This window comes from Lentzea atacamensis (assembly GCF_003269295.1).
GTDB classification, from domain to species: domain Bacteria; phylum Actinomycetota; class Actinomycetes; order Mycobacteriales; family Pseudonocardiaceae; genus Lentzea; species Lentzea atacamensis.
In genome coordinates this window covers 459,325-485,462 of the sequence record NZ_QLTT01000005.1, presented here as the reverse complement: position 1 = coordinate 485,462, position 26,138 = coordinate 459,325, and the positions used below count along the sequence as shown (strand labels likewise).

Annotated in this window: 26 protein-coding genes; 9 read left to right on the top strand and 17 right to left on the bottom strand. The window is 67.3% G+C overall.

Translation table 11 applies throughout. The annotated features are described in order from the left end of the window. Positions 1-13 precede the first annotated feature (13 nt). From C8D87_RS24910 to C8D87_RS24850, 13 genes are all read right to left on the bottom strand, one after another. Positions 14-658 (bottom strand): response regulator transcription factor, encoded by a 645-nt coding sequence (locus C8D87_RS24910; protein ID WP_109640001.1) that lies wholly within the window; start codon positions 656-658, stop codon positions 14-16. Continuing rightward, positions 655-2,454, bottom strand: coding sequence for a sensor histidine kinase (locus C8D87_RS47915; RefSeq protein WP_146771860.1), 1,800 nt, complete (start codon positions 2,452-2,454; stop codon positions 655-657). Before C8D87_RS47915 ends, C8D87_RS24910 begins: the two co-directional genes overlap by 4 nt. Positions 2,455-2,507: 53 nt before the next feature. Then, positions 2,508-2,732, bottom strand: coding sequence for a hypothetical protein (locus C8D87_RS24900; protein ID WP_109640003.1), 225 nt, complete (start codon positions 2,730-2,732; stop codon positions 2,508-2,510). Between the two features lie 107 nt (positions 2,733-2,839). Next, positions 2,840-3,829 (bottom strand): zinc-dependent alcohol dehydrogenase family protein, encoded by a 990-nt coding sequence (locus C8D87_RS24895; RefSeq protein WP_109640004.1) that lies wholly within the window; start codon positions 3,827-3,829, stop codon positions 2,840-2,842. Further along, positions 3,826-4,626, bottom strand: coding sequence for a carbohydrate ABC transporter permease (locus C8D87_RS24890; protein WP_112228564.1), 801 nt, complete (start codon positions 4,624-4,626; stop codon positions 3,826-3,828). The genes C8D87_RS24895 and C8D87_RS24890 overlap by 4 nt, the downstream gene beginning before the upstream one ends. Then, positions 4,623-5,552, bottom strand: a complete 930-nt coding sequence (locus C8D87_RS24885) for a carbohydrate ABC transporter permease (RefSeq protein WP_112228563.1) — start codon at positions 5,550-5,552, stop codon at positions 4,623-4,625. The genes C8D87_RS24890 and C8D87_RS24885 overlap by 4 nt, the downstream gene beginning before the upstream one ends. A gap of 1 nt (position 5,553) precedes the next feature. Further along, complete coding sequence (locus tag C8D87_RS24880; protein ID WP_112228562.1) at positions 5,554-6,903, bottom strand: ABC transporter substrate-binding protein; 1,350 nt, start codon at positions 6,901-6,903, stop codon at positions 5,554-5,556. Positions 6,904-6,977: 74 nt separating this feature from the next. After that, complete coding sequence (locus C8D87_RS24875; protein ID WP_109640008.1) at positions 6,978-7,739, bottom strand: DeoR/GlpR family DNA-binding transcription regulator; 762 nt, start codon at positions 7,737-7,739, stop codon at positions 6,978-6,980. A 193-nt stretch (positions 7,740-7,932) separates the two neighbouring features. Then, positions 7,933-9,414, bottom strand: coding sequence for a glycoside hydrolase family 13 protein (locus C8D87_RS24870; protein WP_112228561.1), 1,482 nt, complete (start codon positions 9,412-9,414; stop codon positions 7,933-7,935). Positions 9,415-9,425: 11 nt separating this feature from the next. Beyond that, the gene (locus C8D87_RS24865) at positions 9,426-10,259 is read right to left on the bottom strand and encodes a carbohydrate ABC transporter permease (RefSeq protein ID WP_112228560.1); all 834 of its coding nucleotides are present in this window, start codon (positions 10,257-10,259) and stop codon (positions 9,426-9,428) included. Then, positions 10,256-11,113, bottom strand: coding sequence for a carbohydrate ABC transporter permease (locus tag C8D87_RS24860; protein WP_112228559.1), 858 nt, complete (start codon positions 11,111-11,113; stop codon positions 10,256-10,258). Before C8D87_RS24860 ends, C8D87_RS24865 begins: the two co-directional genes overlap by 4 nt. After that, positions 11,114-12,442, bottom strand: a complete 1,329-nt coding sequence (locus tag C8D87_RS24855; protein ID WP_112228558.1) for an ABC transporter substrate-binding protein — start codon at positions 12,440-12,442, stop codon at positions 11,114-11,116. It lies immediately after the preceding gene. Positions 12,443-12,551: 109 nt separating this feature from the next. After that, positions 12,552-13,535 (bottom strand): LacI family DNA-binding transcriptional regulator, encoded by a 984-nt coding sequence (locus C8D87_RS24850; RefSeq protein WP_109640011.1) that lies wholly within the window; start codon positions 13,533-13,535, stop codon positions 12,552-12,554. A gap of 121 nt (positions 13,536-13,656) precedes the next feature. Here C8D87_RS24850 and C8D87_RS24845 point away from each other — a divergent pair, with 121 nt between their 5' ends. Beyond that, positions 13,657-14,700 carry a hypothetical protein gene (locus tag C8D87_RS24845; RefSeq protein WP_112228557.1) on the top strand — a complete coding sequence of 348 codons (1,044 nt, stop codon included), beginning with the start codon at positions 13,657-13,659 and terminating at the stop codon, positions 14,698-14,700. 1 nt (position 14,701) lies between these two features. On the opposite strand, the gene C8D87_RS24840 is transcribed toward C8D87_RS24845, so the two are convergent. Both C8D87_RS24840 and C8D87_RS24835 read right to left on the bottom strand, forming a co-directional pair. Continuing rightward, a complete protein-coding gene (locus C8D87_RS24840; RefSeq protein ID WP_233442271.1) occupies positions 14,702-15,838 on the bottom strand; it encodes a hypothetical protein in 1,137 nt (378 codons plus the stop codon). A gap of 89 nt (positions 15,839-15,927) precedes the next feature. Continuing rightward, positions 15,928-16,725, bottom strand: coding sequence for a FadR/GntR family transcriptional regulator (locus C8D87_RS24835; protein ID WP_112228556.1), 798 nt, complete (start codon positions 16,723-16,725; stop codon positions 15,928-15,930). Between the two features lie 157 nt (positions 16,726-16,882). Between C8D87_RS24835 and C8D87_RS46135 the strand changes: the two genes are divergently transcribed. The 5 genes from C8D87_RS46135 (at position 16,883) to C8D87_RS24815 (ending at position 20,917) form a co-directional block, all read left to right on the top strand. Continuing rightward, positions 16,883-17,035, top strand: a complete 153-nt coding sequence (locus C8D87_RS46135; RefSeq protein WP_170166570.1) for a hypothetical protein — start codon at positions 16,883-16,885, stop codon at positions 17,033-17,035. 75 nt (positions 17,036-17,110) lie between these two features. Next, entirely contained in the window at positions 17,111-18,421 is a 1,311-nt protein-coding gene (locus C8D87_RS24830) for an aKG-HExxH-type peptide beta-hydroxylase (protein ID WP_146771859.1), read from the top strand. Between the two features lie 665 nt (positions 18,422-19,086). Beyond that, positions 19,087-19,326 carry a hypothetical protein gene (locus C8D87_RS24820; protein WP_146771858.1) on the top strand — a complete coding sequence of 80 codons (240 nt, stop codon included), beginning with the start codon at positions 19,087-19,089 and terminating at the stop codon, positions 19,324-19,326. Between the two features lie 514 nt (positions 19,327-19,840). Then, positions 19,841-20,029, top strand: coding sequence for a hypothetical protein (locus C8D87_RS45285; RefSeq protein ID WP_146771857.1), 189 nt, complete (start codon positions 19,841-19,843; stop codon positions 20,027-20,029). Positions 20,030-20,221: 192 nt separating this feature from the next. After that, entirely contained in the window at positions 20,222-20,917 is a 696-nt protein-coding gene (locus C8D87_RS24815; protein WP_146771856.1) for an LPXTG cell wall anchor domain-containing protein, read from the top strand. Here C8D87_RS24815 and C8D87_RS24810 read toward each other — a convergent pair. Both C8D87_RS24810 and C8D87_RS24805 read right to left on the bottom strand, forming a co-directional pair. Beyond that, positions 20,914-21,708 (bottom strand): aminoglycoside phosphotransferase family protein, encoded by a 795-nt coding sequence (locus C8D87_RS24810; RefSeq protein ID WP_112228551.1) that lies wholly within the window; start codon positions 21,706-21,708, stop codon positions 20,914-20,916. The two genes, C8D87_RS24815 and C8D87_RS24810, sit on opposite strands and share 4 nt — an antisense overlap. 15 nt (positions 21,709-21,723) lie before the next feature. After that, positions 21,724-22,227 carry a DUF305 domain-containing protein gene (locus C8D87_RS24805; RefSeq protein ID WP_112228550.1) on the bottom strand — a complete coding sequence of 168 codons (504 nt, stop codon included), beginning with the start codon at positions 22,225-22,227 and terminating at the stop codon, positions 21,724-21,726. Between the two features lie 142 nt (positions 22,228-22,369). Between C8D87_RS24805 and ctaD the strand changes: the two genes are divergently transcribed. The 3 genes from ctaD (at position 22,370) to C8D87_RS24790 (ending at position 26,131) form a co-directional block, all read left to right on the top strand. Further along, positions 22,370-24,157: an aa3-type cytochrome oxidase subunit I gene (gene ctaD / locus C8D87_RS24800; RefSeq protein ID WP_109640017.1), complete on the top strand. Its 1,788-nt coding sequence runs from the start codon at positions 22,370-22,372 to the stop codon at positions 24,155-24,157. Between the two features lie 82 nt (positions 24,158-24,239). After that, positions 24,240-25,454 (top strand): phosphoserine phosphatase SerB, encoded by a 1,215-nt coding sequence (serB, locus tag C8D87_RS24795; RefSeq protein ID WP_109640018.1) that lies wholly within the window; start codon positions 24,240-24,242, stop codon positions 25,452-25,454. Continuing rightward, a complete protein-coding gene (locus C8D87_RS24790; protein WP_112228705.1) occupies positions 25,454-26,131 on the top strand; it encodes a peptidyl-tRNA hydrolase in 678 nt (225 codons plus the stop codon). Before serB ends, C8D87_RS24790 begins: the two co-directional genes overlap by 1 nt. Positions 26,132-26,138: the final 7 nt, after the last annotated feature.

Here is a 26,138-nt window from a genome sequence, read left to right as displayed (position 1 = left end):
CCGTTGTCCCCACTTACGAGGGACTTCCGAGTCCCGCCTCACGCGCCCGCACGATGGCCTGCGCGCGGTCCGCGACCTGCAGCTTCGTGAAGATCGACGACACGCGGTTGCGCACGGTCTTCTGCGACAACGAGAGCCGGTGCGCGATCGAGGTGTTGTCCAGCCCGGACGCCACCAGCTCCAGCACGTCCCGTTCCCGGTCGGTGAGCTGCGGGAACGCCACCGCCTTCGACGACGAGATCGCGGTGAAGTAGCCCATCATCCGCTGCGCGATGGTGGCGCTGAAGATCGCCTCACCGGCCCCGATGGCCTGCACCGCACGCACGATCTCGTCGTCGTCGGTGGTTTTCACGAGATATCCGCGCGCACCGGCCCTCATCGCCGCGAACACCAGCTCGTCGTCCTCGTGCATCGTCAGGACGAGGACACCCAGGGACGGCTGCGCTTCGAGGATCCGCTTGGCCGCGTCGACTCCACCCAGGACGGGCATGTGCAGGTCCATCACGACGACGTCCGGTTGCAGCGTCAGCACCACGGAGACGGCCTCGGCCCCGTCCGCCGCCTCGCCGACGACCTCGAGCCCGTCCTCACCGTCCAGCAACGCCTTGAGCCCACGCCGGAACACGGGGTGGTCGTCCGCGATCACAACCCGCGTCACTGGGCCTCCAAGGGGATCCGCGCCACCACCTTAGTGCCGTGTGGTTCCGCTGGTCCCACTGTGCATGATCCACCAAGTTCCGCGCAGCGTTCCCGCATCGAGTCGAGCCCGACACCGGGACGCGCGTCCGCGGCGACCCCGCTTCCGTCGTCCACGATCTCCACGACCAGATCACCGTCCTGCCGCACGGTGATCGTGCACGTCGACGCACCGGAGTGGCGCGCGGTGTTGGTCAGCGCCTCCGCGACGATCCGGTACGCCGCGACTTCCACGGCCGCGGACAGCCCGTCGATCTCCTCCGCCTCCACCCGGACGGTCAGCTCGCCGTTGAACCGCGCGGCCTCGTCCCGCACGGCCAGCGCGAGTCCCTGGTCCAGGATCGGCGGCCGCAGCCCGTCCACGAGCCGGCGCACCTCGCCGGCGGTCGAGTCGACGTCACCGAGCACCGGGTCCAGCACGGTGCCCAAGGTCCGTCGCAACGCCTTGAGCTGCAACCGGATCCCGACCAGCGCCGGTCCGACGCCGTCGTGCAGGTCGCGCCTGAGCCGCAGTCGCTCTTCTTCGCGTGCGCGCACGAGCCGCTCACGGGCGAGCTGCAGATCAACGGTCAGCTTGATCGACTGAGCGGCCGGCGCGGTGGAGCGAGCCAGGTCGACGAGCAGGCTCAGCTCGCGATCGCTCAGCCGTTCGTCAGGGGCACGTGGCTCGACGACGAGATCGCCGACCAGAGAACCCCGATAGGTCATGGGAAAACGCAGCTGCGGCCATCCGCGGCTGCGGCCGTGCTCGGCGAGCACGGATCCACCGCGAATCGCCACGTACGGCAGCTTCAACGACTCGGCGACCGTGGCGGCCACGGTCGGCAGCACGTCCTGCGACCGTTCGAGCTTCTCGCTCAAGGTCGACAAAGCGGCATAGGGATCAGCGCGCACCCCGAACAGCCACCGGTCGAGCTTGCGCTGGACCCAGCTGCGAATCGGCGCGAACACCAACCCGGCGGCCACCACGCCGATGACTTCGGCGTCGTCCGCGAACAACTGCCCGCCCGCGAGCATCACGCCCATGTAGACGAGCAGCAGCACCACGGTCAACGTGCCGTAGAGCAACGACCGGTGAATCAGCAGACTGATGTCGTACAAGCCATAACGCACGATCGCGATCACCGCGGCTGCCGGGAACGCCAGCACACCGACGAGCCACGCGACGTGCCCGTCCGTCGTCTCCACCACGGTCGCGACGACGGCCAGGGCCATCAACGCGACCGCCCACACCAGCAGCCGCCGTTCGTCCCCTTCGGCCTTGCGCCACCTCAGCACCAGCGACACGACGGCGGCGACGACCGCGATCCCGGCCGCGATCACGGCGATCGCGGTGATCGTCTTGGCAGCCGCGGGACCACCACCGCGCCAGAATCCGGCCGGATCACCCCACGATCCCCAGGCGAGCCCCGCCGTGCCGAGAACAGCGCTCAGCAGCGACGCCCCGATGGCGATCCACCACCGGCCGCTCAACGGTTTCCCGTTCGGGAAGACCAGTGCGACGGCAGGCAGCAGCGCGTAGGTCGGCCACCAGACCCACGCCTCGACCCAGCGAGCCGGATGATCGGCCGGCTGGCCCGCGACCGCGACGGCGATGCCGCCGAACACGCCCATGGCCAGCAGCAACCACCCGACGGCCGACCTGCTGACGTGCCCGATCACCCGCACACCGAGCAGCGTGAAGGCGATCGCGATCAGCCAGTTCCGCGGATGCGAAATCGCGCCGGTGACCGCTGTGTGCACGACGGCGAAGAGCACACACGCGGCCACCAACGCGCCAATGACCCGGGCGAGGACTACCTCTGCCCGGGTCAGTCGTTGAGCCAGTGCCACAGGTTGTGGAACGGCGAACCGTCGTCGAGGGTGCTGATGCCACCTGGCCAGCCCTGGAACGTCATGATCCGGTGACGCAGCTCCTCGACGGACATCGGCTTGGCGGCCTTGTGGACATGGTCGAAATCGACGTCCTCAGACTGCGGGTTCATCGCCCGCGCCTGAAGCTCCGCGTACCAAGACAGGAGCTCTTCGTCGGACATGTGCGAAAAGTACGGCGGTACTACCTTCTGCCCGGACTTCGACATGCCTGGAAGGAGTCGTGAGCACTCCTCTGGATACACGAGTGCTCACGTTCGTTCCGTTCAGTTCACGGCAGGACCTGGATCTTGCGTCCCTTACCGGCCCTGAACTGGTCCAATGCCCCCGCGTAGTCGTCCAGCGGCACCCTGTCACTGATGAAGACGGCGGGGTCGAGCACTCCGGTCGCGAAGAGGTCCGCCGCCCGTTCGAACGAGTGCAGCACCGCCATCGAGCCGGTGATCGTGATCTCCTGGTTGTAGATCTTGTACGGCTCGATGGTGACCCGAGCGGAGTAGTCGGACACGCCGAACTGCAGGAACGTGCCGCCCTTCGCGACCCGGCCGAGTCCGTCCTGGATCGCCTTCTCGTTGCCGGTGGCGTCGATGACGACGTCCCAGCCCTCCGGCCGGTCCAGCTCGTCCGCCGTACCCGCCACCGCGGTGACGCCGAGCCGCACGGCCGTCTCCAGGCGTTCCGCGTTGAGGTCCACGACCTCGATCGACGACGCCCCGGTCAGCTTGCCGAGCTGCAGCATCATCAGGCCCATGGTCCCGGAGCCGTAGATCAGCACCCGTGACGCCATCTGCGACCGCAGCACGTCGTAGCCGCGCACGGCGCACGACAGCGGCTCGATCAGCGCGGCGTCCTCGGTCCGCACGTGGTCGGGCAGCTTCACGCAGTTCGCCACCGGCGCCACCGCGAACTCGGCAGCGCCACCGGAGGTCGTGACACCGATCGCGGCCCACCGCTCGCAGAGGTTGTTCTTGCCCGCGCGGCACATCCGGCACTCGTAGCAGTAGAGCGAGGGGTCGACGGCCACGCGGTCGCCGACCTTCAGCTCGCTGACCCGCGAGCCGATCTCCACGATCGTGCCCGCGAACTCGTGACCGGGCACGACCGGCAGCGTGGGAGCGAACTCGCCCTGCAGGATGTGCAGGTCCGTGCCGCACAACCCGCAGGCCGCCACGTCGACGACGACCTCACGGGGCCCGCAGGACGGATCGTCCACAGTGGTCACTTCGACGGACCCGACGCCGGTGATCACTGCTGCTTTCACTTGACTGCTCCCAACGACAGGCCCTGGACCAGCTTGTCCTGGGCGGCGAACCCGGCGATCAGCACCGGCAGAGAAACGACGACGGCCGCAGCGCACACCTTGGCCAGGAACAGACCCTGCGAGGTCACGAACCCGGTCAGGTACACCGGCGCGGTACCGGCGACGACACCGGTCAGCACCCGTGCGAACAACAGCTCGTTCCAGCTGAAGATGAAGCAGATCAAGGCCGTCGCCGCGATGCCGGGCATCGCGATGGGTGCCACCACCCGGCGCACGATCGTGATCAGCCCGGCGCCGTCGATCGACGCCGCCTCGAGAATCTCGCGCGGTACCTCGGACAGGAACGACCGCATGAGCCAGACCGCGATCGGCAGGTTCATCGAGCAGTACAGCAGCGTGAGGAACGAGATGTTGTCGAGCATCCCGGCGAACTGCGCGATCAGGTAGATCGGCAGCAGCGCCGCGACGACCGGCATCATCTTGGTGGACAGGAAGAAGAACAGGACGTCGGTCCACTTCTCGACCGGCTTGATCGACAACGCGTACGCGGCGGGGATCGCCAGCAGCAGCACGATGATCGTCGATCCGATCGAGGCGCTGAACGAGTTGAGCAGCGGAGGCCACGCGCCACCGTCGAAGAACTCCGAATAGCCGTCCAGCGTCAGCGGCGCCGCGATCGACGGCGGGTTCGTGGCCGCGTCCGACTCGCTGTGCAGCGAAGTCAGGAACATCCACGCGACCGGCGCGAAGAACACGATGCCGGCGAACCAGGCGAGCACACCCCAGATCCTGCTCATCGCGCCTCCTCCTTGAACAGCGAGGACACCACGCGCAGCGCGAACGTCGCGATGAGGATCGACCCGGCGACCACGATCACACCGGCCGCGGACGCCTCGCCGTACTCGTGGGCCTGGTAGAAGGTCTGGTAGATCATGTACGGCAGGTTCGCCGTGCCCAGACCACCGGACGTGATGGTGAAGACCGCGTCGAAGTTCTGCACGATGTAGATCGACCCGAGCAGTGCGCCCAGCTCCAGGTACTGCCGCAGGTGCGGGAACGTCAGGTAGCGGAAGACCTGGAACGGCGACGCGCCGTCGATCCTGGCCGCCTCGACGGGTTCCACCGGCTTGCTCTGCAGGCCCGCCAGCAGGATCAGCATCATGAACGGCGTCCACTGCCACACCAGCGACAGCACGACGGCGGACATCGGCATGGAGCTGATCCAGTCCGGCTGGGCGGAGAAGCCCAGCCAGTTCAGGATTCCGTTGAACAACCCGTACTCCGGGTTGTAGAGCACGTGCTTCCAGATCAGCGCCGCCGCGACCGGGACGACGAGAAACGGCGCGATCAGCATCGTCCTGACCAGGCCGCGGCCGGCGAACTTCTTGTCCAGCAACAGCGCCAGCCCGAGGCCGAGGACCAGGCTGATCAGGACGACCGAAGCGGTGAGGACGATCGTGTTCACGATGGACGACCGCAGGTCGGGGTCGGTGAACACGTTGACGTAGTTGTCGAACCCGGCGAACCCGCGGCTGGTGGGGTCGAGCGAGTTCCACTTCATGAACGAGATGACCAGCGTCGCCACGAACGGCAGCTGCGTCACGACGATCAGGAAGATCAGGGCTGGCAGCAACGGGGCCCGCCGCGCCCACTTCGGATAGCTCTTGCGGGGGGCGGGAGGCGGCCGGTCGACGACCGACCGCTCCCGCGTCAGGACCGCCATCTCACTGCCCCTTGTACTTCTGCGCGACCTTCTCCGCGAGTCCCTGGGCGTTGTTCAGCGCGTCGTCCACCGACACCGCGCCCGCGATGGCCGAGCTGATCTGCTGCGACACCTGGGTGCCCAGGTCGGTGAACTCGGGGATGCCGACGAACTGGATGCCCGGCGCCGGCCGCGGCTGCACACCGGGGTCGAGCGGCTTCGCACCCTTGATCGCGGCCTCCGCCTGGGCGGAGAACGTGCCGGAGGACTGCTTGTACTCGGCGCGCTGGTAGGTCGACGAGCGCTTGCCGTCCGGGACCTTCGACCAGCCGAGGTTCTTGCCGACCAGTTCCTCGTAGCCCTTGCCGGACGCCCACGAGATGAACTTCCAGGCCGCGTCCTGCTTCTTCGACGCCTTCTGGATGCCGAACGCCCAGGTGTAGAGCCAGCCGGAGCTGTCGGTCTTCACGACGGGGGCCTGGGTGAAGCCGAGCTTGCCCTTGACCGGGGAGTCGTCGGCCTCCAGCAGACCGGCGGCGACCGTGGCGTCGTACCACATCGCGACCTTGCCCTGCGTCATGTTGTTCAGGCACTCCGCGAACCCGGCCTGCGGGGCGCCCGCCTCGCCGTGGTTGCGCACGAGGTCGACGTAGAACTTGGTGGCCTCCTTGAACTCCGGCGCGTTCAGCTGGGCCTGCCAGTCCTTGGTGAACCAAGTGCCGCCGAAGGTGTTCACCACCGTCGTCAGCGGTGCCATCACCTGGCCCCAGCCGGGCTGGCCGCGCAGGCAGATGCCGCGGACCTCCGGCGTGGAGACCTTCGCGGCGGCCTCCGCGACCTGCTGCCACGTCGGCCTCTCGGGCAGCGTGACGCCCTTGGCCTCGAAGATGTCCTTGCGGTACATGAGGAACGACGACTCGCCGTAGAACGGCTGCGCGTACACCTTGCCGTCCGCGGCGGTGAGCGACTGACGGATCGGCTCCAGGATGTCGGCCTGGTCGAACGCGCTGTCCTTGGACACGAAGTCGTCCATCGGCGCGAGCCAGCCGTTCTTGGCGTACATCGGCGTCTCGTAGTTGGAGATCGTCGCCACGTCGTACTGCCCGGCCTGGCTGGAGAAGTCCTGGCTGATCTTGTCGCGGACGTCGTTCTCGGGCAGCACGGTGAAGTTCACCTTGATGCCGGTGTCCTTGGTGAAGTTGTCCGCGGTCAGCTTCTGCAGGTCGAGCATCTGCGGGTTGTTCACCATCAGCACGTTCACCGAGTCGGAGCCGCTGCCCCCACCGCCTCCGGCGCCCGCGCAGGCGGAAGCCAGCAGCAACACAGCGGTGGCGGCCCCAAGTGTGCGTAGAGGTGTGCGGATCGACGACATCGTCGTTTCCTTTCCGGGGGGTTTCCGGGCGCGCTGAAGAGAGGGGAGGTACCGCGCCGGCGAAACTGGGAGCCTCAGGCCCTGATGACCTTGGGGCCGAGCGACGTGTAGCGGTGTGCCTCGTGGGCGGAGAGGCCGTTGTCGGTGACGATCGCCTCCAGGTCGGAGACCTCGGCGAACCGGTGGAAGCTCGACACGCCGAACTTCGTGTGCACCCCGACGAAGATCTTCCGCCGGGACGCGCCGAGCGCCTTGGCCTTCACCGCTCCGACTGCCGGATCGGGCGTCGTCAGGCCGTGCTCGCGGGAGATGCCGTTGGCACCGATGTAGGCGAGGTCGATGACCATCTCGCCCAGCATCCTCGTCGTCCAGTGGTCCACTGTGGCCAGTGTGTGTCCCCTGACCCGCCCGCCCAGCAACAGGACGGTGCAGGACGGGTGCTCGGACATCGCCGCGGCGGTGGGCAACGACGCGGTGATGATCGTGAGCGGGTTGGTCGTGGGCAACGCCTCGGCGACGAGCTGCGGGGTGAAGCCCTCGTCGATGAACACGGTCTCGGCGTCGTCCAGCCGTTCGGCGGCGGCCTTCGCGATGCGCCGCTTCTCCGGCACGTGCGACCCCGAACGGAACCGCAGCCCGGTCTCGAAGCCGGCGCTCTCGACCGGGACTCCACCGCCGTGCGTTCGCCGCACCAGGCCGTGCTCGTCGAGCACGCGCAGGTCGCGCCTGACCGTTTCGGGCGCGACGCGCAGTTCCTGCGCCATCTCGACCACGTCGACACGGCCGTCGGCGCGGGCCCTGGCCAGAATGCGACGCTTGCGTTCCTCGGCTCGCATTTCACCTGCCCATTCGGCTCTGGGGCTGCCCGTTCGGGCTGTGTCTAGATGAAACACCCACGTCACGTTGTGGCCGCCGCCACAACTGACCGAGATCCTGCCCGATTTCTGCCCGTTTCACACGACGAAAGCCGCGCCCACCTGGGGCGCGGCTTTCGGGCATGCCCGGATGGGCGACCAGAACGGCCCGTTTCTAGCCCAACCAGGCAGCGGCGTCGGGCGGCAGCTGGCCGTTGACCAGCGGGATGCTCGACAACGTCGCCGTGCCGGGCAGGTCGACGGCCCGGTCCGACAGGTTGACGACGCAGGTGTGGGCGCCGCGCCTGAACGCGAGCACGTCCTCGCCCAGGTCGAGCCACTCCAGGTCGCCGTCGATCGCGCGGCGCCGCGCGAACACCTGGCGGTACAGGCTGAGCATCGACTCGGGGTCGTCCGTCTGGGCCGCGACCGAGAACTGCTGCCAGTTCTCCGGCTGCGGCAACCAGCTCGGGCCGTCGTCGGCGGACCAGGGGAGCGGCACGCGGCAACCGTCGCGGCCGCGGTCGGTGAAGCCGGAGCGGTGCCACACCGGGTCCTCGCGCAGCTCGTCCGGCAGGTCCTCCACCTCCCAGAGCCCCAGCTCCTCGCCCTGGTAGACGTACACGCCGCCGGGCAGCGCGGCGGTGAGCATGATCGCGGCGCGGGCCCTGCGCGTGCCGAGCTCGAAGTCGGTCGGGGCGCCGTGCTGCCGGTCCGCGAACGAGAACCCGGTCTTCTCGCGGCCGTAGCGGGTCACGTGCCGGGTGACGTCGTGATTGGACAGAACCCAGGTCGGTGGCGCGCCGACGGGCTCGTGCGCGGCCAGCGTGTCGTCGACCACCCGGCGCAGCTCCTGGGCGTTCCAGGGACAGCAGAGGAAGTCGAAGTTGAACGCGCTGTGCATCTCGTCTGGCCGCAGGTACCTGGCGAACCGGACGGGGTCGGGCAGCCACATCTCGCCGACCAGGATGCGGTCGCCGTCGTACTCGTCGACGATCTTGCGCCAGCTCCGGTAGATCTCGTGCACGGCGTCCTGGTCGGAGTAGGGCTGGTCGGCGTCGGGCCTGCTGAAGTCCTTGACCAGGCCGTCGGCCACGTCGATGCGGAAGCCGTCGACGCCGCGGTCGAGCCAGAACCGCAGGATGTCCTCGAACTCGTCCTCGACGGCCGGGTTCTCCCAGTTGAGGTCCGGCTGTTCGGCGGCGTAGAGGTGCAGGTACCAGCGGCCGTCCGGGAGCCTGCTCCACGCCGGGCCGCCGAAGCGCGACTTCCAGTCGTTCGGGAGGCCCTCGGTGTCACGGATGTGGAAGCGATCCCACAGTCCCTCCTTGAACCACGGGTGCTGGTCGCTGCAGTGGTTCGGGACGATGTCGATGATCACCCGCAGGCCCAGCCCGTGCGCGTCGGCGATGAGCTTCTCCGCGTCGGCGAGCGAGCCGAACACCGGCTCGATGTCGCGGTAGTCCGCCACGTCGTAGCCGCCGTCGGCGAGCGGGCTCGGGTACCACGGGTTGAGCCAGATCGCGTCGAAACCGAGACTCGCGATGTGCTGGAGCCTGGCGCGGAGGCCGGCCAGGTCACCGATGCCGTCGCCGTTGCCGTCCGCGAAGCTGCGCAGGTAGACCTGGTAGATGGATGCGTTGCGCCACCAACTCATCTGGTGTCCTTTCAGCCTTTTACGCCGCCCGCGGTGAGCCCCGCGAGGATGTGCCGCTGGAACGCGAGGAACAGCGCGACCATCGGCAGGCTCGCCAGCACGAGGCCGGCGAGCAGGAGGTTGATCGGGGTGTCGGGGGCGAAGCGCTGCAGTGCCACGCTGAGCGTCTGCTTCGCCGGGTCGGGGAACACGAGCAGCGGCCAGATGAAGTCCTTCCAGGCCGCGACGACCGCGAAGATCGAGACGACGGCGAGGATGGGCCGCGAGATCGGCAGGATGACGCGGGTGAGGGTGGTCCACGTGCTCGCACCGTCGATCCTGGCCGCTTCCAGCAGTTCTTCAGGGATCTGGTCGAAGAACCGCTTGAGCAGGTAGACGTTGAGCGCGTTCGCCGCGAACGGAAGCCAGATGCCGGCCGGGTTGTTGAGCAGGCCGAGGTCGACGAGCGTGAGGTAGACGGGGACCAGCAAAGCCGTCGCGGGGAGCATCAGCGTGGCGAGCATCAGGCCGACGATCAGCCTGCCGCCCCAGGGCTTCAGCTTGCTGAGCGCGTACGCCGCGGGCACGATCACGGCCATCTGCACGGCCCACGCGCCGATCGCGACGACGAACGTGTTGAGGAAGAAACGGCCGAGGTCCATGTAGTTCCAGGCGTCGGCGTACGCGCCGGGTTCCCACGTCTCCGGCAGGATCGTCGGAGGTTGCCGCGCCAGTTCCGCCGGTGGCTTGAACGCGCCGAGCAGCACCCAGAAGAGCGGGAGCAGGAACGCCGCGGTGAACAGGACCAGCGTGCCGGCGAGGACGACCCAGTAGGCGGGGCCGCTTCCCTTCGTGAGAGTCCTCATGCGTCGGCCTTCCTGGTGAGCTTGAGGTAGAGGAAGGAGAAGACGCCCAGCACGGCGAAGAGGATCAGGCTCATCGCGCTCGCGGTGCCGAAGTCGTTGTAGTAGAAGGCGTACCGGTAGAGCAGAAGCAGCACGGTGACCGTCGACTCCTCCGGTCCGCCGCCGGTCATGACGAACGGCTCGGTGAAGATCTGCATCGTCGCGACGACCTGCAGCAGCAGGAGCATCAGGATCACGAACTTGGTCTGCGGGATCGTGACGTGCCGGATCTTCTTGAGGATGCCCGCGCCGTCGAGGTCCGCGGCCTCGTACAGCTCACCGGGGATGGTCTGCAGCGCGGCCAGGTAGATCAGCGTGGCAGAGCCCATGTTCGCCCACGTGATCACCAGGACGAGGCTGATCATGCTGGTGCTGCTGGAGTCCAGCCATTGTGACGTCGGCAGGCCGAGTCCTCTGAGGACCGAGTTGAACAGGCCGGGCCCGGGGTCGTAGAACCACTTCCACAGCAGGGCGGTCACGACCGGCGGCAGCATCACCGGCAGGTAGACCAGCAGCCGGAAGTAGCCCTTGGCGTGCCGCAGCTCGTTGAGCACCACGGCGGTGAAGAACGGGACACCGAAACCGATCACCAGCGCCAGAGCCGTGAAGTAGAAGGTGTTGCGCCACGCCACCGCGAACAGCGGGTCCGCGAAGAGCCTCTCGAAGTTCTCCCAGCCGACCCAGTCGGGGCTCGTGACGAAGTTGACCTGCTGGAAGCTCAGGACCACCCCGCGCACGATCGGCCACCAGGAGAACACCGCGAAGACGACCAGCGCGGCACTCAGAAAGCCGTACGCGGTGACGTGGCGCCGCACTCACTTCACCTGCGCCAGCACAGCGTTGACCTTGGTCTCGGCGTCCTTGAGCAACGCCGCGTGGTCAGCGTCCTTGTTCGTCAGCGTCGCCTGCACGACGGTGTCGAGAATCGCGTAAACCTGTTGCGCCTGCGGCGGTTCGAGCGTGCCCTTGGTCTTCTCCGAACCATCCACATAGGCCTGGAAGTTCTGCACCGGCATCGTGGCGTACTTGCCCTTGAGCTCTTCCTGCTTCTTCCGCGGCTCACCGGTCCAGATGTCGGCGATCGGCGGGATCGGCAGGCCCACGGGCTGCCCGCGGTCCTTGTAGCGCTGCAGGTTCTGCTCGAGCCGGTCGGGGTTCAGGTACTTCCACTGGATCCACTTCAGCCCGGCCTTGATCTTCTCGGGCGAGGCCTTGGGGTTGATCATGTACCCCTCGCCGCCGAGCAGCGTGCCCTTCTGCTCGGGGATCGCCGCCAGCCCGTAGTCCTCGTACTTCCCCTTGAACTGGTTGACGATCGCGGCGACGTTGTCCGGCGCGGCGAGGTACATGCCGAGCTGTCCCGCGCCCATCATGTTCTGCACGTCGCCGATCTCCAGGAGCTGCTTCTCGCCCATGGAGTTGTCGTCCCAGCGCATCTCCTTGAGGCGGCGCAGGACCTCCCTGCCCTTGTCGTTGTTGAAGTCGGCCTTGTAGGTGTCGCCGTCCTTGCGCGCGATGTCACCGCCGACGGACTTCATCCACGTGGTGAAGTGCCAGCCGCCCTGGTTGCTCTTGCTGTACTCGGCGAACCCGGTGACCCCGGCGTCCTTGAGCTTCTTGGCGGCCGCGCGGACCTCGTCCCAGGTCTTCGGCGGTGAGTTGGGGTCCAGGCCGGCCTTGGTGAAGTTGGTCCGGCTGTAGAGCAGGCCCATCGTGTAGTTGGCGGTGGGCAGCCCGTAGACCTTGCCGTCGGCCGTGAAGACGTCCTTGAGCTCCTGCTTGAGGTCGCCGTAGTGCGGCACGTCCTTGACGTAGCCGGTGAGATCGGCGGCCTGCTTCCTGGCGATGAGCGCCGCGGGATCGGTGAAGTAGACGTAGAACACGTCCTCCAATTGCCCACCGGCGAGCTTGGCGGAGAACGTCTTCGGGTCCATGAACCCCTCGTGCGGCACGAGGTCGATGTCCGGGTTCTGCTTCTCGAACTCCGCCACGTCCTCGTCGAAGACCTTGCGGTCGAACGCCTGGGTCTGCGGTGGCTGGCCGTTCACGTTGACGACGACCTTGCCGCCCGGCTCGGTCGTGGAACCGCTCCCACAGCCAGCGACCAGGACACAGCCCAGCAGCACGGCAGCGGACTTCTTCATGGTGGGGCCGCCCTTCTCGCGAGCGCGTCGATGTGACGGCGACCATAAGTCGTCGTTACATCTGAACGCAATATCTAGACGAAAACTCGCAAGAAGCCGACTATCCTCGCTACCGCGCCGGCGCGCTGGACGCCCTCACCACCAACTCGGGCTCGAACAACAACTCGTCCGGCGCCACGGCGTTGCCGGAGATCTGGTTGGCCAGCAACTCCACCGCGGCCCGCCCCATCGCCTCAATGGGTTGCCGCACAGTCGTAAGCGGCGGATCAGTGCAGGTCATGAAGGCCGAATCGTCGTACCCGATGATCGACACGTCCTTGGGCACGTCCAGCCCGGCCCGCCGGACCGCCCGGATCGCCCCCAACGCCAGCGGATCACTCGCGCAGATGATCGCCGTAACCCCGCGCTGCACGAGCTTGGTCGCCGCCGCCTGCCCACCTTCAAGGCTGAACATGGCGTGCTCGACATCAGCCCCGCCACACTTCTCGATCGCCTGCAGCTTCCGCTGGCTCGGCACGTGGTCCGGCGGCCCGAGCACGGCCCCGATCCGCTTGTGCCCCAGCGAGACCAGGTGCCCGTACGCCTGCTCCACAGCCACCGCGTCATCGCACGAAACCCGCGGAAACGCCAGGTCGTCGATGGCCGCGTTGACCAGCACCGCAGGCAGCTTCCGCGCCATCATCTGCTGGTAGTGCCCATGACTCGCGTCCTTCTGCGCGTACAGCCCGCCCGCGAACACGATCCCTGAAACGTGCTGCTCAAGCAGCAGCTCCAGGTACTCCGCCTCGGTCACCCCACCTGCGGTCCGCGTGCAAAGCACGGGCGTGAACCCCCGCTGGGCCAGCGCGTTGCCCACGACATCCGCAAACGCGGGAAAGATCGGGTTTTGCAGCTCGGGCAACACCAGCCCGACAAGCCGCGCCCGCTCACCCCGCAGCTGCGTCGGCCGCTCGTATCCCAGCACGTCAAGCGCGGTGAGCACGGCACTGCGCGTGGCGTCCGAGACGCCGGGCTTGCCGTTCAGCACCCGGCTGACGGTGGCCTCGCTGACCCCGACCTTGGCCGCGACTTCGGCCAGCCTCCGTTGCGTCATGACGCAAGTGTACGCAAGTTCTTGCGTTCGTTTGCGTACCGGATCGCCGGAACGACTTGACCAGTTCGCCCCGCGACAATGGACAGCCGCCGAAGGGGAGGGGAGGCCCTTGCGTTCCCGCGTGCTGATCTACTTCGTCACCCTCCTCGCCACCATCGCCCTGATCAACACCCCGGTACCCCGCATCGTCGTGTCCGCGGTCCTCACCCCCGAGGCGGGTGAGGCGGTGGCCCGCAGCCTCACCTCCATCACCAAGGACCTCGTCCTGGTTCTGCTCATCTCGCTCTACTTCGAGTGGGTCCGCACGAGAGAGCAGGGCGAACTGCTGCGGGGCATCGACCGCAAGCTGGAGCTGATGCAGGAAGACGCGCGAACCGCGAGCGCACCGGCCATCCGCAAGCTCGTGCTGGACACGACGCCGCCGGAGGAGCTCGTGCGGACCGCGCTCGACCGCCACATCCCGCACTCGGCCGACAAGTCCTCGTTCGTGTCGATGCTTCTCTCCGCGAGCCGACCCCACCACGACGTTTCCGTGACCCTGCGGGTCGATCGTGTGGAGGAGGGCGTGCTGCACGTCAGCTCCCGGTACGAGCTGATGATGCCGCGCGGCCCGGTCATGGTCGCCGCGACCTCATCGCCGGTGCACGCGGCGGCGCTCGCCTCTTCGAGTCCAGAGCTGTTCGAGGTCGTCACGTTGCCGAGGTCGACGCCCTTCGAGGAAGCCGTGAGGATCTTCGGGGAACGGCTCGAGTGCTACGTGGAGCCGACGCAGGGCGCTGTCAGGAGAGCGCACTTCCGCAAGGTGCCGTCCAGTGCGCTGCGCAAACACATCTCGTTGCCGATCGGGATGGTGCCCTCCGACGTGTCTCTCTTCATCGCGGACCTCAGTCAGGAGAGCACGGAGATGGTTCATGTCCGCCACTACTACCGATGGACGCAAACCATTGGTGAGCACTTCCTCTTCTGGTCTGCCGGCAGACCGATGTTCGTGCGGACCATCACGATGGACCTCAGGGAGCTGGTGCAGGGAAACCAGCGGGAGGTGTTCGTCCAGCCCTTTCTCGACACCGTCGACTCCCTCGTGCTCGACGCCAAGGACGGCCATCTCATGCTGCGACTTGACCGTTGGCTCGTGCGGGGACAGGGCGTGGTCGCGATCTGGTGACCTAGTTCTGGGCCTCCCGCCACAACAACGCCACCCCGTGTCCGGGAAGCAACCACGACTGGACGTCCAGGTCGCCGAGCTCCCCGGCTTCCAGCCACTGTGCGGAAGTCGTCGCGGACCGGAAGGTGAAGGGCATGACCCGGAACTCGTGCCTGGGGGAGTGATCGACCGCCAGGCCGGTGGCGTCGAAGCTGATCTTGTCCACAAAGGATGGATAGGGCGACTGCCAGTAGCAGAAGCCGTCGTTGGTGCGCTGCAAAGTGCGCGACCACACGGTGAGGCCGCAGATCGCGCGGACCACGTGGTCGTCGGCGATGCCGCTGAGGTCGCATTCGAAGATCCGCAGATCGCTCATGTGGTCGAGCGGGCTGAGCTTGCGCATCGGGCCCGTGGACTCGCGGAAGAACGTCAGGTAGTTGGCCCACTGGTCGAACTTCACCTCGACCGGTGGGATCTGGCTCGGCTCTGCCGAGCGGCGCTGGCCCTCGTGGTCGATGTAGTCGATGGCGATCTGGGTGGAGTGGCGGAGGTCGTCGACCGAGTCGAGGAACAGCGACGAGTCCGGGATGAAGTAGGACTCGAAGAGGGGATAGCGGCATGCGGCGCTGATGGTGTCGCGCAGCAGGGCGTTCGAGGTGGCGAAGATGACGAAGCGGTCGACGGGAACGCTGTTCCGGAACTGGTACCGCTGTGTCGTCATGAAGTGGTAGGTCTTCGTGTCGATGCCTTGCAGTTCGAGCTTCACCGTGGTGCTGGTGCTGATCGTCAGGTCGTCACCGCGCGGTCGCATGCCGTCGCCGCCGAGGACACCTGCCACCACGTCGTCGTTCGCGGTGTTCGGGCCGTAGACCGACGAGAGGAACGTGCGCAGCACTTCGGAAGGCAGCAGGTGTTCGACGATTCCCGGCCCGGAGATCCGCCCGATCTCCGCGACAAGGCGCTTGTGCAGGAACAACTCGTACGAACCGAGCAGGAAGCCCGCCAACGCCGGCAACGGCCACAGCACCACCAGAACGTCGTGCAACACGCTTCGCGACGTGGGTTGCCACAGCAGTACAACGGTCAGATCAACAGCTGCGGCGACCAGCAGCAGGATCGCGACGACCAGCGCTTGTTTGTGCCTGCGCGCCGCCGCCACCTGGTCGCCGCCCCCTCAACTCCACCGACTGTCCATACATGGTGGGAGTGATGCCGGATCAGCGCCAGACCCTTTCGGTCCATGCCGTATCAGCGGGTCTTGTTCCAGATCGGGTTGTCCGACACCCCCACGTAGGTGCTGAGGGTGGCTCTCTGCTGGGACTCGTCGGTGGCGAGGTCGTTGTACAGGCCCAGCAAATGCGTGGTCATGGCGCTTTTCGCGCCCACCTCGTCGTGCCTGCGCAGGAACCAGATCACCTGCTCGTGTTCGTTCGCTGAACGGTTGTGCACCTCGCGGGACGGATGCGAGTGCCGCTTGCAGTCCTGCAGACCCGGCACGAGTACCTGGTACATGTTCTCCAGCAGCTCGTTGTGCGACGCGCGAACCAGAGCCGAGTGGAACTCCTCGTCCGACTCGATCACTTCCTGCATGTCGTCGACGGGTGCGCGCTGGTAGCGGCGGTTCAGCTTGGCCAGCTCGTCCAGCTCACCGTCGCCGGCGCGAACCGCGGCCAGGCTCGCGGCCGTGGTCTCCAGTGCGATCCGCACTTCCAGCAGGTCGGTCTGGGAGAACTGGCGGGCGGCGAGCCTGCCCTCGAGGTGCTCCTCGACGGCTGCCAGGTCGGTGCGGCGCACGTACCAGCCGAGGCCGCGGCGCACCTCGACGATGCCCTGCAGCTGCAGTCGCTGCAGAGCTGTACGCAGCGAGGACCGGGCGACATCCAGTTTGCGGGCCAGCTCCGGTTCGGTGGGGAGGCGGTCACCCGCCTTGAGGGTGCCGCCGATGATCTGCTCTCGGAGCTTCTGCTCGATCAGCTCCGGCAGGGGCCGTCGCGAATCGGGCGAGAGCGACCAGCTCTCTCCGAGATGTGCGTCGTCGGCGGGCATTGGTTCAGTTTAGGCCTATCGCAGTCTGGTTGCAACTTGTCTGGCAACCTGGCTACCGTTGACAGACAACCTACAACGCGGGATTCTTTTCTCAGGCGAGACGCCTGGGACCGCCCACACCCGGGAGTCCGTACTCGCCTAGTCGGGAGGGAACGAGATGTCTGCAGGGAGTGCACTCGGAATCGCCGCCGCCGTCGCAGTTGCCGTCACCGCCATCGGCTGGCGCACCGTACTCACGATGATCGCGGTCTCGGTCGTCGCGCTTGCCGTCGTCGGCTTCGTGAACGTCACCAGCATCATGTTCGGCTGATGAACAGACCCAGCAACAACCCGGTGCCCGGCCCGCGTCCCGCCCGACGCAGGCCGGGCACCGGTCTTTTTGGGGGTGTTTCTCGGCTGTACGGGCCGGCGAGCGCTATGGTTCCGCGCCTCCACCGCGTCGGGTTACGTGAACACGGGGTCTTCGATGTTGGCTTCAGCTACGCACGTTTTGCACGCACGCCTCGCGCCGGCCGAAGCGCTGGTCGACGAACGGCGCACGCTCTACCGGCTGGCGGTCGGTCTGTTCGCACCGGGCACGAGGTTGTCCGACAACCTCGCCGACCATCCGATCGTCCGCTACGAGATCGGCCGGGCGCTGGCAGGACATGGTGGTCTGGATCCCGCGCGATTGCGCGAGGCCGCCGAGATGCGAGTGCGCGACGTGGGCGTGGCGATAGCGGCGGATCCGCGCGCCGCCGACGTGCTCGAGGCACCGCTGCGGATCGTCGCCCCGCCCGGCACGTCGCCCCGGCCGCTCACGGAGGCCGATGGCGAGCGCTTCGACACGGCTGTCGGCGTGGTGGCGGACGGTGTCCGCCTGCTCAGGCGGCTCGCGCCCGCGATGGCCGACGACCTGCTCGCCCACGTCTCGATGCTGGCCGTGCTCAAGGCGGAGACGTCCGGCGGTGTCGTGTCGGCGTCGTCGCGCTACGTCCCCGGTGTCGTGCTGATCGACGAGCCGTCTGCCCCGATCGAGGTGGCAGAGGCGCTCGTGCACGAGGGCGCACACGAGAAGTTCTTCGACCTGGCGATCACGCGTGAGTTCCTCGACGCGAGCGCCGAGGACGCGGAGTACTTCGAGACGTCGTGGTCACACGCCCGGTGGCCGTTGGAGCAGACGTTCGCGGCCTGGCATGCCTACAGCTGCCTCGCCCAGTTCTACCTCCTGCGCGGAACCGAGCAGCTCGGTCCGCACTCCCTGCTGCCCAAGGCGCGGGAGCGAGCCGCGGAGATCGGTGACTGGCTGCTCGCTCACGAGGGCGATCTGCGTGCGGACGCGCGCTGGCTTCTGCGCGCGCTAACAGGTGAACCTGCTGTTGAGGTAGAAGAACAGCCGTTGAAGGATGTGGCAGTATCTCGCGAGATTTCCAAGGGTGACTGTTTCAGTGTTCTGCCGGACGTGACCTGCCAACGGGCGCGGAGTGGGCGCGTTGTGGTGGGGCGAGCGACGCAACCGCCCACCATCTTCTGGCTCGCCCCGGACGCAAGCTGGGTTGTCGATCGACTGCGTCACGATGGAACGCCGATATCGTTCGAGCTCATGCTGCCGGATGCGATCAAGGAATGGGCGGTGGATCCTGCAACGGCGGGGCAACGACTTGGGGTCGCGCTCGATTCGCTCCTCATGAGCTCGATCATCCAATCCAATTCGTGAGAGCAAATTCCACGTCAAGAGGCAACTGATGACGATCTCGCACCAGCCGTTCCGTCAGCCGCGGCGCTCGCAGGCCGCGGGCGGGCCGCTCCCGCAGCTGCCGACGGGCGTGGGATCGACGGCAGGCCGGCCGGTGGTTCCCGTTGACTGGTTCAGGCGTATGCCGAACGGCGGAACGATCTACCTCAAGCGTGCTGCGTTGATCTGAGTCGAACAGCCCCAACAGGCGTCGGACCTCGGCGCTTCGTTTGCCATGCCCTGAAGGGGCCCGCCTGGGACAAGCCGCGCCCGGATGATTTCACGGACCGAGCTAGCTCTGGTCGGAGAAGCTCTCGCTTGAATTGAGAGATCTGCTCAGGTCCGGCTATTCCTGGTGGCGTGGCCCCGTGTTGACGGTTTCGATGCAGTAAACATGCAGGTGAGGGTGTGTTGCGGCCCGATGTAGACTTCCGCATCCCGGTCGACCGGCTTGTGCATATACCAGTCCGACATGATCGATATCGTTCGAGGCATGTTTCAAGAAATCGGGCATCACTGGTTCGGTACCGTGCTGTGGGGAGTCGTGTCTGCGAATGCTCCGGTTGCCCATGTGTCCCTTCGAGCTCCGCTTGTCGAGAAGGAATCATGACCACTCCGAATCAGCCTGGTGTCAGGTGGTGTCCGCGATGAGCACTCATCAAGGAGGTCTCGATCATGAAGACGCCGGCGTGGGCTTCAGCATCCGCGCGGAGGCGCCGCACCGCGGCCTCCGCGACCGGGTCGACGAAGTTCTGGCGGACGAGCGCCGAGCGGACGCTCTGTGCTGGCTGGCGGGCGCCGAGGTCGTCCTCAGCTTCAAAGGAGCGCTGCGGGTCAAGCTGTACCTGTGCCGGAGATGGTCCGAGTGTCGACCCGGCAGGTCTTGACGATCTTGTTGGCAAAGCCCGTTCTGGCCGTAGGAGTTCTCGGCTGAATGGGAAACCGGTTCAGTTTCTACTATTCCAGGCGCAGCGTGTCGCGCCTAGGATGGCCGTCGGGAACAGCGGTTCGCCTCATTGAGCCTCTGTCGCGGCCTCGCGCGTTCTCCGTCCTTTATGGAGTCGACGGCCGAGCATCACGCTTCCGTGGTCTCGATGTGGTGAACGTGCAGCTGAGAGAGCTTGCGGTCCGATGTAGACTGCCGCATCCCGGATGGCCGGGACACGTGCTGACTCATCAGTTGCACGGCCGGTGGGCGGGACTCGATATCTTCGACTCGACGCACACGCGGGCCTTGCTCTGGTGCAGTGCGCCACCATTAATGATCACTATCGTTCGAGCACGCACCTTCAGGCATCCGGGAATGGCAGGTCGTCGGCGCCGTGTTGTGGGGAGTCGAGACCGCGAGAATGCTCCGGTTGCCCGTGCGTTCCCTCGAGCTCCCCACGTCGAGAAGGAACCATGACCACCCCGAACCAGCCCATTCGCCGGCCGCTGTCCCCTCAGGATGCCGGCGTCGTTGTTCCCCACCTCCCCACCGGTGTGGGTCCGGTGATCGGTCAGCCGGTCACCTCCGTTGACTGGTTCCGGCGCATGCCGAACGGCGGCACGGTGTTCCTGCGACCTGCCGAGGTCGAGCAGAACGACTGAGTCTCGTTCTCCTGTGTTGCCGAAGGGGCCGGTTCGCCGGCCCCTTCGGCGTTTGGTCGTTCGGGCATGCAACTTCACAGGCGTATAACAACTAGGCCACAGGGCGTACCGAACACCCCTTGATCCCCCGTTAGGGGGACATCGATGGTCTTAGATCGCGGCATCCCGCCGATACCCCAACGGAGTAACACCATGCGCCTGACGCCCCTGAGAAGAGCCGGCCTGCTCGCTGCCGCCGCTGTGGCCGCTGTGGCCACGCTCGCCCTGACGAGCACCGCTTCCGCTCAAGGACCCACCACGGACGACGAGCGCGCGACTCCGTTCACCAAGAACGTCGACATCAACCACCCCGAGGCCTGCACCGTTGGCGGGCTGACCGGGGAGACGATCCACCCCAACAAGTTCACCTACACCGGTGGCGACAACGAGCTGCACCTCAACATCACGGGTGTGCCTGAGGGCATCACGGTCACGGGTGTGGTCGTCAAGGGCGGGCCCAACTTCAACGTCTACCTCGCCGACAAGCTCGGCGCGCTGCCGTGGAACAAGCTGCGCGCGCCGTTCAACGAGGGTGGTCAGCAGCCGGCGATCAGCCACTGGTTCGGCTGCGGCGTCAAGAAGGACACGACGACCACCACGACGACGACCACCACGACCACCACGACGACGACGACTTCGAGCTCGACGACGTCCTCCAGCCCTGCCGAGACGACGACGACCTCGTCGGAGGCCCCGGCCACCACGACCACCACGGTCGCTGCGGCCGCGCCCGCGGGCAACGACCTGGCGTCGACCGGTTTCGGTTCCGCCTGGCTGGTCGGGCTCGGTGCGGCGCTGCTGGCCGCCGGTGCCGCCGTGCTGCTGGTGCTGCGCAGGCGCCGCGCCTAAGAGTTCTCGATCAGCACGCCCCAGAGCGTGCCGAAGTTGACGCGGGTTTCGACGTGGAACTCCACGTCCTCCGGAGCCGCCCCGCCGCCGTAGATCTCCACGGCGCGCTGGGCGGCTTCCGGGCCTTTGGCGCCCGCCAGGCAGGCCAGGTCCCATGCGACGGGGCCGCGCCAGGTGTCCTCGAAGTCGTTCCACACCGGGCCGGACGGCGTCATCAGCACGTTGCCGTGGTGCGGGTCGCCGTGCAGCGGCTGGACGTCGCGGTGGTGCGCGTCCCAGCGCGTCAGCAGCTCGGTGTGGCGTTCGCGGAACGGTTTCAGGCCGGGCACGCCCCGGCTCTCCAGATACGCGAGTGCGTGCTCCGTGTCGTCCAGAGGGCCGCGCGTAGGCAGTGGGCCGTCGTACAGCCGTAGCTCGGCGTGCAGCTCAGGCAGCAGCTTGAGGACGTCCAGGCGGGTCAGCTCCGCCGAAGGGTCGTGCGGGACGTAGGTGCTGAACGCCAGCACGAAGCCATCCCACTCATGAGGCCCGGCAGGCAGTTCGGCGGACGGCGTCACAACGGGGACGCCGCGTGAGGCCAGGAACGCCGACATGGACAGGTCGCGGGCGAAGTGGTCGGCAACGGACGGGCGCACCAGGGCCGTGCGCGCGGCGATCCTGGCCACGACCGGGGCCGGGCGGAGGTGCACGATGATGTTGCTGCCGTCTTTCAGCACGGTCGGGTCCGTGCAGGCCACGCCGTGAGTGGCGGCCAACGACACGGCGGCGCGCACGGCCGCTGAGGTGCTCATGTCCCGAGGGTCACATCAACCCTGGGGGAGCAGCGACTCCATTTCCGCGATCTCCTTCTCCTGCGCGGTGATCACGTCCTGCGCCAGCTTGCGGGTCTCGGGGTCCGTGCCGGCGGACAGGTGCTTGCGGGCCATCTCCACGGCGCCGCGGTGGTGCTGGATCATCAGCGAGAGCCACTGGCGGTCGAACTCCGTGCCCTCCAGGTCGGAGAGGTTGCCCAGCTCGACCATGCCGTGGTTCTCCGGGTGGTCGTGTGAGGAATGGCTCTCCGCCTTGACGGGCGCGCTCCACTCGCGCAACCAGCCGTTCATGCGCTCGATCTCGGGCTGCTGCGCCTTCGAGATGCGTGCCGCCAGGTTGATCACGTGGGGGTTCTCGGTGCGGGAGGCGACCAGTTCGGACATCTCCAGCGCCTGCTCGTGGTGCGGGACCATGCCCTGGGCGAACGCGACGTCCGCGGAGTTGTGCGTGGCGGGGGAGCCACAGGCGGTCAGCAGGACCGCGGCGAGAGCGACCATTCGGAGCACGGCGGCAGGATACGTGTGACCTGCGCTACGCCGCTGGCCACCGGCCATGGCCCACCCGAATGGAGCTGATCGGCTCCGTCTAATATCCGGTGAGTTTCCCGAACGACTGGTCCCACCAAGGCCTGGAGGCACCGTGACGGCCGTAGCCCCGCAGCCGATCGCAACGCGTCCTTATCCGACGCGCACTGCGGTCAAGGGGTCCTTCCTGCTGCGGATGTTCCGCACCACGGACCACAAGCAAATCGGCATCATGTACCTGGTCACCTCGTTCGCCTTCTTCATGGTCGGCGGCGCGATGGCCATGCTGATGCGGACCGAGCTGGCCCGGCCTGGCATGCAGTTCCTGAGCCAGGAGCAGTTCAACCAGCTGTTCACGATGCACGGCACCGTGATGCTGCTGCTGTACGCGACCCCGATCGTCTTCGGTTTCGCGAACTTCGTGCTCCCGCTGCAGATCGGCTCGCCCGACGTGGCGTTCCCCCGGCTCAACGCGTTCTCGTACTGGCTGTACCTCTTCGGCGGCCTGATCGTGATGGCGGGCTTCATCACCCCCGGTGGTGCGGCTGACTTCGGCTGGTTCGCCTACACGCCGCTGAGCAACGCCATCCACTCGCCGGGTGTCGGCGCCGACCTGTGGATCTCCGGCCTGGTGGTCGGTGGTCTCGGCACCATCCTCGGCGCGGTGAACATGATCACCACCGTGGTCTGCCTGCGCGCGCCCGGCATGACGATGTTCCGGATGCCGATCTTCACCTGGAACATCCTGGTGACGTCGGTGCTGGTGCTGCTCGCGTTCCCGATCCTCACCGCGGCGCTGCTCGGCCTGCTCGCCGACCGCCACCTCGGTGCCCACGTGTTCGACCCCGCCAACGGCGGCGTGATCCTGTGGCAGCACCTCTTCTGGTTCTTCGGCCACCCCGAGGTCTACATCGTCGCGCTGCCGTTCTTCGGCATCGTGTCGGAGATCTTCCCGGTGTTCAGCCGCAAGCCGATCTTCGGTTACAACGGCCTGGTCTACGCGACGCTCGGCATCGCGGCCCTGTCCGTCGCCGTGTGGGCGCACCACATGTACGCGACCGGCGCGGTGCTGCTGCCGTTCTTCGCCTTCATGACCTTCCTCATCGCGGTCCCGACCGGTGTGAAGTTCTTCAACTGGATCGGCACGATGTGGAAGGGCCAGCTGACGTTCGAGACGCCCATGCTCTTCAGCATCGGCTTCATCGTCACGTTCCTCTTCGGTGGTCTGTCCGGCATCCTGCTGGCCGCGCCCGCGATCGACTTCCACGTGTCGGACACGTACTTCGTCGTCGCGCACTTCCACTACGTGCTCTACGGCACGATCGTGTTCGCGACCTTCGCCGGCATCTACTTCTGGTTCCCGAAGATCACCGGCCGGTTCATGGACGAGCCGCTCGGCAAGCTGCACTTCTGGACGACGTTCATCGGCTTCCACGCGACGTTCCTCGTCCAGCACTGGCTGGGCAACGAGGGCATGCCGCGCCGGTACGCCGACTACCTCGCCTCCGACGGCTTCACGACGCTCAACGTGATCTCGACGATCGGTGCCTACATCCTGGGCGCGTCGACGCTGCCGTTCATCTGGAACGTCTTCCGGTCCTACCGCTTCGGTGAGGTCGTCACGGCGGACGACCCGTGGGGCTACGGCAACTCGCTCGAGTGGGCCACCTCGTCCCCGCCGCCGCGGCACAACTTCACCGAGCTGCCCCGGATCCGTTCCGAGCGCCCGGCGTTCGAGCTGCACTACCCGCACATGATCGAGCGCATCCGGAACGAGGGTCACGTGACCTTCACCGGCAAGACGATCCCGCACAAGGACGCGAAGCCCGCTCCGTCGGAGCTCGCGGCGTCCGCGATCAAGTCGGGGACGGCCTCCGAAAAGGACGACTCGGACCACAAGTAACCTGCACTTCACAGGTTCAACGACGAGCCCCGGCTGCTGCGACGCGGTCGGGGCTCGCCGCGTTCTACGAGGAGACGACGACGTGAAAACGCCCGTGCTCATCACCGTGACCGGTCCGGACAAGCCCGGCGTCTCCTCCGTGCTCTTCGCCGTGCTGACCAGGCACGGCGTCGAGGTGCTCGACGTGGAGCAGGTCGTGATCCGGGGACGGCTGGTGCTCGGCGCGCTGGTCTCGACCGACCACGACCCGGAGGGCCTGCAGGAGTCCGTCGAGCAGGCCATGGCCACCGTCTCGATGCACGTCGAGATCGAGATCGGCGCCGACTCGAAGCGCACGGCGCGCCTGGAGTCGTCGCACGTGCTGATCGTGCTGGGCCGCCCGGTGACCGCCAAGGCGTTCACCGAGGTCGCGCGCCGGCTCGCGTCGCTCGGCGTCAACATCGACGCGATCCGCGGCGTGGCCGACTACCCCGTCACAGGCCTTGAGCTGCGCGTTTCAGTCGCCGACGACACGCTGGAGAACGACGCGGAGCTGCGGTCGGCGCTCGCGGACGTGTCGGTCCGGGTGGGCCTCGACATCGCGGTCGAGCGGGCGGGCCTGACCCGCCGGGCGAAGCGCCTGGTCGTTTTCGACGTCGACTCCACGCTCATCCAGGGCGAGGTCATCGAGATGCTGGCCGCGCACGTCGGGTGCGAGGAGCAGGTGCGCGAGATCACCGACGCGGCGATGCGCGGCGAGCTCGACTTCGCCGAGTCGCTGCGGCGCCGGGTCGCCCTGCTGGAAGGCCTGGACGCGAAGGTGCTGGACGAGGTCGGGGCGTCGCTGGAGCTCACGCCCGGTGCGCGCACGACGGTCCGGACGCTGAAGCGCCTCGGTTTCTACACCGGTGTCGTGTCCGGCGGCTTCACGTCGGTGATCACGGGCCTCGCCGACGAGCTCCAGCTGGACTTCTGCGCGGCGAACACGCTGGAGATCGTGGACGGCAAGCTCACCGGCCGCGTCGTCGGCGACATCGTGGACCGGCCGGGCAAGGCGGTGGCGCTGCGCCGCTTCGCAGAGGAGGTCGGTGTGTCGCTGGCGCAGTGCGTGGCGGTCGGCGACGGCGCGAACGACATCGACATGCTCAGCGCGGCGGGCCTCGGCATCGCGTTCAACGCCAAGCCGGCGCTGCGCGAGGTGGCCGACACCGCGCTGTCGCACCCGTTCCTGGACGCGGTGCTGTTCATCCTCGGCGTCACGAGGGCCGAGGTGGAGGCCGCGGACGCCGCGGACGGCCTGGAGCTGACCCGGCCGTGATGATCCTCGACCTGATCGCCTCCCGGAACTACGCGGAGGAGTCCGAGGTCCGCGCGATGCCGATGGTGTTGCGCATCGAACGGACGTCGCCACCCTCCAGGACGGCGTTGCTCGAAGCCGCAGCCGCTTCGGCGGTCGCGGTGTGTCTCGACCCACGCGCCGACGTCGGCGGTGAGTGGCACGAGGCCGTGCGCGCGTGGGTGTCCGGGCGCATTCGCAAGGTGTCTCGGCGGGCCCGTGGCGTGCAGTGGGACGCGGTGCAGGAGCTGCCGGGCGTGACGATCACCGTGGACGGCGCGTCGGTCCGCTCGCTGCTGCCCGTGCTGGTGTCCGAGACACCGCGCGAGGTTGCGAAACTGCAGATCTCCGGCTCTGACCTGCCCGAGGACGAGCCGGGGCCGGTGCCGGAGGGTGCCCGGCTGCTGCACGTGAACCCGCGCGTCGAGATGTCCGCCGGCAAGCTCGCGGCTCAAGTGGGGCACGCGTCGATGCTGCTGGCGCCGCGGCTGTCGGAGGACGAGCTGAAGGCGTGGGCATCGCTGGACTACCGGTGCGCCGTGCGGACACCGTCCGTGGCCGAGTGGGACGCGCTGGTGCACACCGGTGACGTCGTCGCGGTGCGGGACGCCGGTTTCACCGAGGTCGAGCCGGGCACGACGACCGTGCTCGCTGTTTAAGACCGGT

Excerpts from the sequence above, each read along its gene's own strand:
- C8D87_RS24900 (WP_109640003.1), bottom strand. The coding sequence starts at position 2,732 with ATGTCCGACGAAGAGCTCCTGTCTTGGTACGCGGAGCTTCAGGCGCGG.
- C8D87_RS24890 (WP_112228564.1), bottom strand. The coding sequence starts at position 4,626 with ATGAGCAGGATCTGGGGTGTGCTCGCCTGGTTCGCCGGCATCGTGTTC.
- C8D87_RS24885 (WP_112228563.1), bottom strand. The coding sequence starts at position 5,552 with ATGGCGGTCCTGACGCGGGAGCGGTCGGTCGTCGACCGGCCGCCTCCC.
- C8D87_RS24880 (WP_112228562.1), bottom strand. The coding sequence starts at position 6,903 with ATGTCGTCGATCCGCACACCTCTACGCACACTTGGGGCCGCCACCGCT.
- C8D87_RS24875 (WP_109640008.1), bottom strand. The coding sequence starts at position 7,739 with ATGCGAGCCGAGGAACGCAAGCGTCGCATTCTGGCCAGGGCCCGCGCC.
- C8D87_RS24870 (WP_112228561.1), bottom strand. The coding sequence starts at position 9,414 with ATGAGTTGGTGGCGCAACGCATCCATCTACCAGGTCTACCTGCGCAGC.
- C8D87_RS24865 (WP_112228560.1), bottom strand. The coding sequence starts at position 10,259 with ATGAGGACTCTCACGAAGGGAAGCGGCCCCGCCTACTGGGTCGTCCTC.
- C8D87_RS24855 (WP_112228558.1), bottom strand. The coding sequence starts at position 12,442 with ATGAAGAAGTCCGCTGCCGTGCTGCTGGGCTGTGTCCTGGTCGCTGGC.
- C8D87_RS24850 (WP_109640011.1), bottom strand. The coding sequence starts at position 13,535 with ATGACGCAACGGAGGCTGGCCGAAGTCGCGGCCAAGGTCGGGGTCAGC.
- C8D87_RS24835 (WP_112228556.1), bottom strand. The coding sequence starts at position 16,725 with ATGCCCGCCGACGACGCACATCTCGGAGAGAGCTGGTCGCTCTCGCCC.
- C8D87_RS46135 (WP_170166570.1), top strand. The coding sequence starts at position 16,883 with ATGTCTGCAGGGAGTGCACTCGGAATCGCCGCCGCCGTCGCAGTTGCC.
- C8D87_RS24820 (WP_146771858.1), top strand. The coding sequence starts at position 19,087 with ATGAGCACTCATCAAGGAGGTCTCGATCATGAAGACGCCGGCGTGGGC.
- C8D87_RS45285 (WP_146771857.1), top strand. The coding sequence starts at position 19,841 with ATGACCACCCCGAACCAGCCCATTCGCCGGCCGCTGTCCCCTCAGGAT.
- C8D87_RS24815 (WP_146771856.1), top strand. The coding sequence starts at position 20,222 with ATGCGCCTGACGCCCCTGAGAAGAGCCGGCCTGCTCGCTGCCGCCGCT.
- C8D87_RS24810 (WP_112228551.1), bottom strand. The coding sequence starts at position 21,708 with ATGAGCACCTCAGCGGCCGTGCGCGCCGCCGTGTCGTTGGCCGCCACT.
- C8D87_RS24805 (WP_112228550.1), bottom strand. The coding sequence starts at position 22,227 with ATGGTCGCTCTCGCCGCGGTCCTGCTGACCGCCTGTGGCTCCCCCGCC.
- C8D87_RS24790 (WP_112228705.1), top strand. The coding sequence starts at position 25,454 with ATGATCCTCGACCTGATCGCCTCCCGGAACTACGCGGAGGAGTCCGAG.